Raw genomic sequence first — 10,665 nt, 5'->3', positions numbered from 1 at the left:
ACGGAGCACACCCGCGGGCGCCGGGGCTGTGCTCCTAGCACATCCGCCCGCGTCGGTGCACAGTCAGCATTCCTCCACCTCGACCACTGGAGAAAGGCGGAGGAGGGCTCGATGAAAACCTCACTTCGGCTCGCGGCGATCACGGGCGTGGCGGCACTGACGGTGTCGCTCGCCGCGTGCAGCCGGCCCAGCACCGACGCCGCGACCGCCACCTCGGCGGCACCCGCGGACAAGACCCTCAACATCGGCTTCTTCGGCTTCGCGAAAGCCAACTCCTTCGCGCAGGCGACCTGGGCCGGCATCCAGGAGTACGCGGCGGCGCACAACGCGAACGCCACCTTCCTGGACTCGAACTTCGACGGCCCCACCCAGGTCAACCAGCTGCAGGACGCGGTCACCTCCAAGCGGTACGACGTGGTGATCGTGCAGGCCAACGACGGCACCGCGATCGTGTCCGCGGTGAAGCAGGCCGTCGCGGCCGGCATCACGGTGGTCGTCGAGTTCACCCCTGTCGGCGGCGACTACTCGACCACCAACCCGCAGGTCCCCGGCACGGTCAGCATCGTCGACGCGCCGACGGTCAACGGCGAGGGCATGGCCACCCTCGGCCTCGGCGCGTGCAAGGAGGCAGGCGCGACGCCGTGCAAGGTGGCGTTCCTGCAGGGCTTCGCGAACTACCCGCTCGACACCGCCCGCACCGACGCGGCGGTCGACGCGCTCAAGGCCGGCGGCGCGGACGTGGTGGCGAACGTGGTCGGCGGCTACACACAGGACTCCGGGCGCGCGGCGTTCCAGAACGTGCTGCAGGCGCACCCCGACGTCAACGTCGTGATCGGGTCCTCGCAGGCGGTCGAGGGCGCGGCACCGCTGGCGGCGGGCAAGAACATCAAGTTCGTCGGCAACGGCGGGTCCAAGCAGGCGTACGAGGCCGTGCAGTCCGGTGCCTGGTACGGGGTGTACGTCGTCCCGGAGAAGGCCGAGGGCGCGAAGGCCGCCGAGCTGGGCCTGGGCAAGGCTCGCGGCCAGCAGGTCCCGGTCGCGACCGACGCCCGCACGCTGACGCCGTTCCAGGGCCTGGGCACCAGGCAGACGTTGCAGGGCCAGACGTCGGACTACGCGGACTAGGCCGATGCGCGCACCCGCCATCTCCGTCCGCGGAGCCGGAAAGAGCTACAGCGGGGTCCCGGTCCTGCGCGATGTCGACCTCGACATCGCCCCCGGCGAGATCCACAGCCTCGTCGGGGAGAACGGCGCGGGCAAGAGCACGCTGCTGAAGATCCTCGGCGGCGCGATCCGGGCCGACACGGGGACGATCTCGTTCGACGGTGTGCCGGCGAGCATCTCCAACCCGCGTGACTCGATCCGGCACGGCATCAGCCTCATTTCGCAGGAGGGCGCGCTGGTGCCGGCCCGGACGGTGCTGGAGAACGTGTTCCTCGCCCGGTGGTCGCACCGGGCCGGGTTCGCGCGGCGGCGCGCGGACCGGCAGGCCTTCGCCGAACTGCTGGCACTGACCGGCTTCGCCGTCGACCCCCAGGCACGGGTGGCCGACCTGCCGATCGGCACCCAGCAGCAGGTGGAGATCCTGCGGTCGCTCGCCCGCGGCGCGCGGGTGCTGGCGATGGACGAGCCGACGGCGGTGCTGACCGAGCACGAGAAGGAGAACCTGCTCGGGCTCATCCGCCGCCTCGCCACCGGCGGCACCACCGTCGTCCTGGTGTCGCACTTCCTCGACGAGGTGCTCGGCGTCGCCGACCGGGTCACCGTGCTGCGCGACGGGAACCTGGTGATCAGCGAGGAGGCCGCGCGGCACACCCCGGCCACCCTGGTGCGGCACATGGTCGGGCGGCAGCTGGACGTGCTGCACCCCGACCCGCCCCCGCTGCCCGCCGACGCGCCCGTGCGGCTGGCCGCGAAGGGCCTGCGGCGCGGCATGGTCGACGGCGTCGACCTGACCGTGCGGGCGGGCGAGATCCTGGGCATCGCGGGGCTGGTCGGCAGCGGCCGCAGCGAGACGCTGCGACTGCTGTTCGGCGCCGACCGCGCCACCGGCGGCGTCGTCGAGGTCGACGGGAAAGCGCTTTCGAAACTGACCCCGCGCCGCGCGATGGCCGCCGGGATCGCGCTGGTTCCCGAGTCCCGCAAGGAACAGGGACTCGTGATGGCCCGGTCGGTGCGGGAGAACGTCGCGCTCGCCTCGCTCGGAGGGCGGAGGTTCGGACCATTCGTCCGCAGGGGCGGCGAGCGTGTCTCGGTCGGACAGGTTTCGCGCTCGGTGGACATCCGCGCGGCGAAGGCGGACGCGGCTATCGAGACGCTGTCAGGTGGTAACCAACAGAAGGCGTTGTTCGCCAAGTGGTTGCTGCGCAAGCCGCGCGTGCTGCTGATCGACGAGCCCACCCGCGGCGTCGACGTCGCTGCGAAGACCCAGATCCACCAACTGGTCGTCGAGCTGGCCGCCGAGGGCATCGCGGTCGTGGTCGTGTCCTCAGAGATCGAGGAGGTGCTCGGGCTCGCCCACCGGGTGCTCGTGCTGCGGCACGGCCGGGTCGCCGGCGAGTTCACCAGGGGCGCGCCACGCGAGGACGTCATGTCCGTCGCTTTTGGACAGGAAGGGGAATCGGCATGACCGTCGGCACCGCACCTGACACCACGAGCGGCACCGCCACCACGAGAGCGCGGCGCCGGGGCGGCCGGGTGCGCGACTACGGGATCCTGGTCGCGCTGCTGGCCATGGTGCTCGCGCTCAGCCTGAGCACCGGCACCTTCCTGAGCACCTCGAACATGGTCAACCTGCTCGACCAGTGCTCGGTCGTGGGGCTGCTCGCCGCCGGCGCGACCGTGTGCATCATGAGCGGCGTCTTCGACCTCACCGCGAGCGCCTCGCTGGCGCTCTCGGCGATCGTCGGCGTCCAGGCCGGGCGCCAGTTCGGCGTGCTCACCGGGTTCGCCGCCGCGATCGTGGCCGGCGCGCTGCTCGGACTGGTGACCGGCACGATCGTGGTCCGCAGCGGGGTCAACTCGTTCATCGCGACCCTGGCCACCAGCATCATCTACCGCGGCGTCGCCGTGGTCGTCACCGCCGGGTCCATCGTCTACCCGCTGACCACTGGGCAGACGGACTTCGGGATGCTCACCTGGCCGTCGCTGTTCGGCCTGACCTCGGCGACGATCGTGTTCGTCGTCGTGGTCGCGGCGATCGGCGTGCTGATCTCGGCGACCACCTTCGGCCGCCGGGTCTACGCGGTCGGCGGCAACGCCGAGGCGGCCCGGCTCTCGGGGATCCGCGTCGGCCAGGTCCGGATCGCCGCGTACGTGGTGAGCGGGATCTGCTCGGCGCTGGCCGGGCTCATCCTCGCCTCGCGGGCGGGCTCGGCGCAGTCGAGCATGGCGACCGGCATGGAGCTCTCGGCGATCGCGGCCGCGGTCATCGGCGGCACCAGCATCCTCGGCGGCGAGGGCGCGATCTGGCGCGGCGTCGTCGGCGCGCTGCTGCTCACCATCATCGGCAACGGGTTCAACCTCCTGGGCTGGGACACCACGTACCAGCAGGTGGTGCAGGGCTGCCTGATCCTGCTGGCCGTCGCCGTTGATCGTTACCTGCGGAAAAAGACCAGGTAGGGTGCCCGGATGGGGGTCCGGATCGGTATCAGCCTCGGTCCCGGACGGACCAGTGCGGTGGCCGTCCGGGACCGCGCCCTGCTGGCCAGTACCGGCGGGACGGCGCCGGCGAAGCTGCTCGCCGACATCGTGCGCGCCTGCCCGGAACCACCGGACGCGATCGTCGCCGACCTGAGCGGCCTGCTGGCCGGCCTGGTGCTGAACCGGCACCGCGAGCTCTCGCCCGTGGCCATGATCCGGGTGCTGCCGCGCGCGGCCACCGACCCGGCGCTGGAACGCCATCCCGACGACGTGGTCGAGCGGCTGATCACCCGCCGCTACACCGTGCCGGGCGGCCACGACCTGTTCGGGCGCGAGCTGCGCCCTCTCGACCACGTGGCGCTGCGCGCGGTCTGCCACGAGATCCGCCAGGGCCCGGCCCGGGACATCGCGGTCGTCGCGTCCGGCTCGCCCGCCCAGCCGCGGCACGAACGCGAGGTGGCGGACGCGCTGCAGGCGGCGATGCCCGACGCGCGGATCTCGGTCGCCCACGAGTTCGGCGGGCACGGTCTCGCCGCCCGCGAGGCGACGGTCGTGCTGAACGCCGCGCTGGCGGGTGCCGCCGGGCAGCTCCTCGACGCGTGCGAGCGCGGCGCCCGCGGCATCCCGTTCCAGGTCGCCCGCGGTGACGGCGGCTGGGTGAACCCGTCGCGGCTGCGCACGCTGCCGGTCCTCGGCGTCGGCGCGGCCGACGCGCTGCAGCTGCAGGGCGCGGCGCAGCTGGCGGGTACCGGCGACTGCCGGGTGCTGCTGGACCGCAGCCCGCAGCCGATGGTGGGCGACGTCCGGCACGGGCTCGCCGCGGTCCGCCCGCAGGTGGTGGCCGGGCTGGGCACCGCGCTCGCGGTGCCGACCGCCGCGCTGACCAGGGCCGACACCTCACGGGCCGGCGACATCGCACTGGTGAAGGCCGACCGCGACGCCGCCGAGCTGACCTGCGTGGGCGCCGCGGCCAGCCGCCCCACCGCCTGGCTCGACGAGATCGCGTTCATCGAGTCGACCGCCGAGCTGGAGGGCATCCGCCGCGACGCGCAGGCCAGGGCCACCGCGATCGCCACGGCCAACGGCGCCACCCCGGGCAGCGCCGACGTCGTCGAGGTGTCCACCGTCGCCGTGCCCTACAGCCCGTCCGGCACCATCCGGGTGCGCGTGCGGGTCGCGGGGGTGCCGGAGGCATGACCACCCGCTACGTCGGCGCCGCCACCACGATCCGCGCCGAGGACGTGCCCGCGCTCTACGAGGGCGCCAAGTTCTACTCCCCCGCCGTCTCGCCCGAGAAGACCACGTTGCTGTCGTGGACGACGAGCCTGCTCGAGCGCAACGGCCCGGTCACCCTCGTCCGGCCCGACGCGATCGCCCCCGAGACCCGCTGCGCCGCGATCTGCGTGATCGGCTCCGGCGCCGCACTGGCCGACCTCCCGCCCTCGGGCGACGAGTTCGCGCTGGCGGTGCGCGAGCTGGAGCGCCTGACCCGGCGCCGGTTCGAGGCCGTCTACCCGCTCGCGGCGGCGACGGTGAGCGCGCTCGCGCCACTGGCCGCGGCCGCCCAGCTCGACCTGCCGCTGATCGACGCCGACGGGATGGGCCGCACCTTCGCGCTCATCCACCACACCGCGATGCACCTGGCCGGGGTCTCCCCCACCCCACTGGTGATCCGCGGGGTCACCGGCGAGAACGTCGCGATCAGCACACCCGGCCCGGCCCGCGCCGACACCCTCCTCCGGTCCAATGTGGACGTAATGGGCGGCTGGGCCGCGCTGGCCGCCTATCCCACGACCACCGGCGAGCTGCGCCGCGCCGCGCTGACCGGCACCGTGTCCCGGCTGATCAACGTGGGCCGCCTGCTGCTGGAGTCCGGTGACCCGGACGTGCTGGTGGCGCGGCTCGCCGCGGTCACCGGCTGCCGCCGGATCGGGCGGGGCCGGATCGTCGAGCTGGAGCACCTGTCCCGGCCGGCCGACGTCACCATCCCCGCGCACCCCTCCAGCGTGGTGATCGACGAGATCGGCGGCCAGGGCCGGCTGCTGCGCCTGGAGCTGCGCAGCGAGGTGGTCGCGGTGTTCGCCGACGGCGCGCTCGCCGCGGCCGCGCCCGACCTGATCTGCCTCGTGGACGTCCTGCACGGCGAACTGTCCACATTGGACAGCCTGGAGCCGGGCGACCTGGTGGACGTGCTGGTGATGCCCGCGGACGCGGTCTGGTACTCGGCCGAGGGGCTGGCGATGGTGGGCCCGGCCTCGCACGGCATCCCGCTGCCGCACCCGAGGCGCCGATGAGACCACCGCTGGCCCCGCTGGAGCTCGGCGAGCTGCTGCGCGTCGAGCCGCTGGCCCTCGCCACGGCGGTGCACCTGCCCGACCCGGCCCGGCCGGTGCACGAGGTGGTGCTGGCCCAGACCTTCGACCGGTTGCACCGCGCGGCCCCGCACTCGCTGGTGGTGCTGCACGACGAGGCCGCCACCGGCGGCTGGGCGCTGGCGGCCGCGCTGCACGCGGGCTGGGAGCGCAACGTCTCGGCGGTGGTGGTGCCGGAGGCGGCGATGAGCTCGTCGAGCGCCGTGCTGGCCGACCGGCTCGGCATCGCGCTGCTGGTGATCTCCGACGAGCCGGTGGACGTGGCGCTCACGCTCGCCGGGCAGGTCAGCGCGCCGCAGGCGGCCCGCGCCCTGCGGGTCGCGCTGTGCGCCGAGCGCCTGGCCGGGCAGTCGAGCATCCGGGGCGTGCTGGGCGTGCTCAACAGCGAGCTGGCGCCGCTGCCGGTGGCGCTCGTGACCGGCGAGACCGTCGTGGCCGGGCGCGCGGCCGGCGCCGAGGAGAAGCCGGACGGCGCCACCGTCCGGGTGGAGATCAACGCCGCCGGGCGCCCGTGGGCCGAGCTGGTGGCGGCGCTGCCGGCGAAGAGCACCGCCGCGGCCGGGCATGTCGAGTCGGTGCTGCGGCTGGCGCGGCTGCCGCTGCTGGCCGTGTGGGCGCAGACCCGGATGAACAGCTCCGCGCAGGCCGCCCAGGAGCAGGCGGCGTTCGGGCTGCTGCGCCGCCTGGCCACCGAGCCGGCGGGCACCGGGCAGGCACTGCTGCCCGAGGTCGACGTGCCGTCGTGGACCGGGGAGCTGGGCTGGCGGGTCGAGGGCCGCAACCGGGCGGTGTGGATCTCGCCGCTCCAGGACGGCGACGGGGTGCCCGCGGACGAGCTCACGCAGCTGGTCAGGGCGGCCTGGCAGCGGCACCGGCCGGACTGGCCGCTGGTCGCCGACTCCGACGGCTGGATCTCCTGGCAGAACATCCCCGACAGTGAGGACGCCGCCGACGGGGACGCGTCCGGCGCCGTCGCGATGCGCCGGGCGCTCGGCTCGGTGAGCCGAGCGGCGGAGAGCCACGCGCTCGTGCTCGGCGTCGGTGGTGCGCACGCCGGGGTCGCCGGGTTGATGAGATCCGTCACCGAAGCCCGGCTGGCCGCGCATGTGGCCCGCGACACCGGCCCCGGCTCGGTCCAGTGGTTCGACCAGGTCGGCGCCCGTGCGGCACTGGCCTGGCTGCCCCGCAGGCAGATCGCCGAGGTCGCCGACCTGTGCCTGACCGACCTGATGGGGGCGCGCGACCGCGAGGCCCTGGTCGACACCGTGCTCGCGGTGCTCGACTGCGGGGGCTCGCTCAGCCAGGCGTCCGCGCGCCTCGGCGTGCACCGCAACACCGTGCTGGCGCGCATCGCGCGAGCGAAAGAACTGGGCCTGGTGTTCGACGACCCGTCCTGGCGGCTCGCTCTGCACGTGCTCTGCTACTCACTGTCGTCACTCTGGGTGTCCGGCCGGTCGTGATGTTCGTTCCCTTTACACCGGACCGGTTACCGGCCGGTATGCTCCGGGATCAGGTAGCTCGATGACAGTTGGAAAATTGTTGCCCCTGGTGTCAAGAGACACATTCGGATTAACGACAACGCGACGTTGACTCACAGTTGCGGTCACGATTAATCTGCGCAGGCGTGCGCGGAGCCGGAGTGGTCGCAGCGCGCCACATGTCAACTGGGTGCGGGGGCCCTGGCCAGTTACAACGAGTGCGGGAAGGCCCTCAGGAGCCTTGAAGAAGAAATTCGGCACACGCAACGGACGTGCCTCGATCCGGACGAGGGTGCTCTCGATCGCCTTCGTGCCCAGCATCGCCCTGCTGGTGGCCGGCGTCGCACTCGCGGGATACCTGCTCTACGGCGCGATCGCGGCGCGCACGTTCATCACGAAGGTGCACGACTCCGCGGTGATCGCGGTGCAGTTCTTCGCCTCGGTGCAGCAGGAGCGCCAGCTCACGCTGACCGAGCTCGGCACGAACGGGGCGGTGCAGGCGCAGCTGACGCAGACCCGCGCGAAGACGGACGCGACCGCCGCGGGCCAGGCGAAGAACCTGTCCGGCCTCTACAGCGAGGCGCCCGCCCGGGTGCAGGCGAGCATCGACCGCACCGCGGCGAACCTCGCGCAGCTGCCGGAGTTCCGCGCCAAGGTCGACGCCAACCAGGTCTCGCTGCTGGACGCCTACACCTTCTACAACCGGATCCTCGACGAGTACACCGAAGGCCTGCTGGGCGTCGCGGAGGGAACGCCGGACGCCGAGACCGCATACCTGCGCGCGACGGCGATGCCGCTGTTCGTGGCCGCGGACCAGATGGCCCGCAGCATGGCGCTCAGCTCGGGCGGGATCGCGCACGGCGGTCTGTCCGACGACGAGTTCAACGCCTTCATCCAGGTGGTGGGCGCCTACCACGCGGGCTTCGACAACGCGGTGCCCGAGATGGTCCCGTCGGTCGCGCAGCAGTACAACGCGCTCAAGGCGAGCCCGGCCTGGGCCACGGTGACCGGCGTCGAGCAGTCGATCGTGAGCGGCAACCACCGCTCCCTGCCGCCCGGCGTCACCCCGCAGCAGTGGCAGGCGTCCGCGACGCAGGTCGCCGGCGCGCTGATGAACCTCTACATCCAGCAGAGCACCAACGCCACCAACATCGAGATCGACACCGGTAACCGGATGCTGTACACCGCGATCGCGGCCGGTGCGGCGGCGATCCTGCTGGCGATCGCGGTGACCATCATCGCGTGGCGGCTCTCGAGCAAGCTCGTGCGCCGGCTGGGCAGGCTGCGCGAGGAGACCCTGCAGATCGCCGACACGCAGCTGCCGGACCTGGTCGGGCGGGTGCGGAACGGCGAAGAGGTCGACCTCGAGACCGAGATGTCCTTCCTGGACCACGGGGAGGACGAGATCGGCCAGGTGGCCGACGCGTTCAACAAGGCGCAGCAGACCGCCGTCGCGGCCGCGGTGGACGAGGCGAAGACCCGCGAAGGCACGTCCAAGGTGTTCCTCAACATCGCCCACCGCAGCCAGGTGCTGGTGCACCGGCAGCTCAAGGCCCTCGACGAGGCCGAGCGCAAGCAGGAGGACCCCGACCAGCTGGACCTGCTGTTCAAGCTGGACCACCTGTCCACCCGCGCCCGCCGCAACGCCGAGAACCTGATCATCCTCGGTGGCGAGCGGCCCGGCCGCCAGTGGCGCAACCCGGTGGCACTGGCCGACCTCATCCGCGGCGCGACCGCCGAGACCGAGGACTACGCCAGGGTCAACGTCGGCAAGATGCCCGCGCTCGCGGTGAACGGCCCGGCCGTCGCCGACCTGATCCACCTGCTCGCCGAGCTGATCGACAACGCCACCTCGTTCTCGCCGCCGCAGTCGCGGGTCGAGGTCTGGGGCGACGTGGTCGGGCGCGGCGTGGTGCTGGAGATCGAGGACCAGGGCCTGGGCATGGAGCCCGAGCAGATCGACGAGCTGAACACGATGCTCGCCGACCCGCCGGACTTCAGCGTGATGGCGCTGTCGCACGAGCCCCGGCTCGGCCTGTTCGTGGTCGCCCGTTTGGCGTCGCGGCACGGTATCGCGGTCACCCTGCGGGACTCGGCCTACGGCGGCACCCGTGCGATCGTGCTGGTCCGCTCGGAGCTGCTCACCCCGGTGCCGCTGGCCGAGGAGCCGGAGCCGGTCTCCCCGGCCGTCCCGGTCCCCGCGCAGCAGGGACCGTCGGCGAGTCACCCGAGCCTGCCGAGCCACCCCAGCCTGCCGACCCGCCGCCCGCAGCCGGTGCCCCCGCCCGAGGACACGCCCCGGCACAACGGCACCCTCGCCGCGGCCGACCCGGGCACCCGGGTGGACCTGTTCCGCCCCCAGCGGGACCAGCCCCCACAGCAGCCTCAGCAGCCCCCGCAGCGGGAGCAGCCCCCGAGCCGTCCGCAGCACCAGACGCGCTCGGCGCACCAGAACCGTCCGCAGTACGACACCCGGCCGCCCCAGGACAACCGGGCCCCGCACGACACCCGGTCCCCGCAGCCGCAGGGCCCGCTGTCGCCGGACCGCCCGCAGCTGCCCCGGCGGCGACGCCAGCAGAACCTGGCGCCGCAGCTGCGCACGGACGAGGTGCCCTACACCGACACCACGACGACGGAGCCGAGGGACGACCCCGACCAGGCTCGTAGCAGGCTCGCCTCGTTCCAGCAGGGGACACGGCGCGCCCGCGCTCAGGACCCAGCCGCCACCGATTTCTTTGGGGAGCACCGATGATGACCAATCCGGGCATGAACGAGCTGGACTGGTTGCTCGACGACCTGCTGCAACAGGTCAACGGCGCCGACCGCGCCGTCGTGCTGTCGGCCGACGGGCTGCTCATCGGCCGGTCCACCAACCTCACCGAGGAGGACGGCGAGCACCTCTCGGCTGTCGCCTCGGCGTTCCAGAGCCTGGCCAAGGGCACCGGCCGCCACTTCGGCGGCGGCCAGGTGCGCCAGACCGTGGTGGAGATGGACCACGCGTTCCTGTTCGTCACCGCCGCCGGGTACGGCGCCTGCCTCGCCCTGCTGACCAGCGAAGAGGCCGACATGGGCCTGGTGGCCTACGCGATGAACATGATGGTGAAGCGGGTCGGCGTCGTGCTCAGCGCCGCGCCCCGGGTCGAGCACGCCGGGGGCCACGCGTGAGCGAGTGG

The 10,665-nt window shown here is 73.0% G+C and carries 8 protein-coding genes; all 8 read left to right on the top strand.

The features are described from left to right. The first annotated feature begins 111 nt into the window (after positions 1-111). The 8 genes from LWP59_RS15485 (at position 112) to LWP59_RS15450 (ending at position 10,657) form a co-directional block, all read left to right on the top strand. Positions 112-1,125 (top strand): sugar ABC transporter substrate-binding protein, encoded by a 1,014-nt coding sequence (locus LWP59_RS15485; RefSeq protein WP_144645443.1) that lies wholly within the window; start codon positions 112-114, stop codon positions 1,123-1,125. A 4-nt stretch (positions 1,126-1,129) separates the two neighbouring features. Then, entirely contained in the window at positions 1,130-2,629 is a 1,500-nt protein-coding gene (locus LWP59_RS15480; protein WP_144645441.1) for a sugar ABC transporter ATP-binding protein, read from the top strand. Beyond that, positions 2,626-3,621, top strand: a complete 996-nt coding sequence (locus tag LWP59_RS15475; RefSeq protein ID WP_144645440.1) for an ABC transporter permease — start codon at positions 2,626-2,628, stop codon at positions 3,619-3,621. The genes LWP59_RS15480 and LWP59_RS15475 overlap by 4 nt, the downstream gene beginning before the upstream one ends. A 9-nt stretch (positions 3,622-3,630) precedes the next feature. Beyond that, positions 3,631-4,839 (top strand): hydantoinase/oxoprolinase N-terminal domain-containing protein, encoded by a 1,209-nt coding sequence (locus LWP59_RS15470; RefSeq protein WP_144645438.1) that lies wholly within the window; start codon positions 3,631-3,633, stop codon positions 4,837-4,839. Continuing rightward, positions 4,836-5,936, top strand: a complete 1,101-nt coding sequence (locus LWP59_RS15465; RefSeq protein ID WP_144645436.1) for an S-methyl thiohydantoin desulfurase domain-containing protein — start codon at positions 4,836-4,838, stop codon at positions 5,934-5,936. Before LWP59_RS15470 ends, LWP59_RS15465 begins: the two co-directional genes overlap by 4 nt. Beyond that, a complete protein-coding gene (locus tag LWP59_RS15460; protein WP_144645434.1) occupies positions 5,933-7,474 on the top strand; it encodes a PucR family transcriptional regulator in 1,542 nt (513 codons plus the stop codon). Before LWP59_RS15465 ends, LWP59_RS15460 begins: the two co-directional genes overlap by 4 nt. A gap of 259 nt (positions 7,475-7,733) precedes the next feature. Beyond that, positions 7,734-10,244, top strand: coding sequence for a sensor histidine kinase (locus LWP59_RS15455; protein WP_229857445.1), 2,511 nt, complete (start codon positions 7,734-7,736; stop codon positions 10,242-10,244). Beyond that, the gene (locus LWP59_RS15450) at positions 10,244-10,657 is read left to right on the top strand and encodes a roadblock/LC7 domain-containing protein (protein ID WP_144645838.1); all 414 of its coding nucleotides are present in this window, start codon (positions 10,244-10,246) and stop codon (positions 10,655-10,657) included. Before LWP59_RS15455 ends, LWP59_RS15450 begins: the two co-directional genes overlap by 1 nt. Positions 10,658-10,665: the final 8 nt, after the last annotated feature.

This window comes from Amycolatopsis acidiphila (genome assembly GCF_021391495.1).
In the GTDB taxonomy this organism is placed as follows: Bacteria; Actinomycetota; Actinomycetes; order Mycobacteriales; family Pseudonocardiaceae; genus Amycolatopsis_E; species Amycolatopsis_E acidiphila.
Note: the sequence above shows the minus strand (reverse complement) of the source record. Positions and strands in the feature narration are given on the sequence as shown.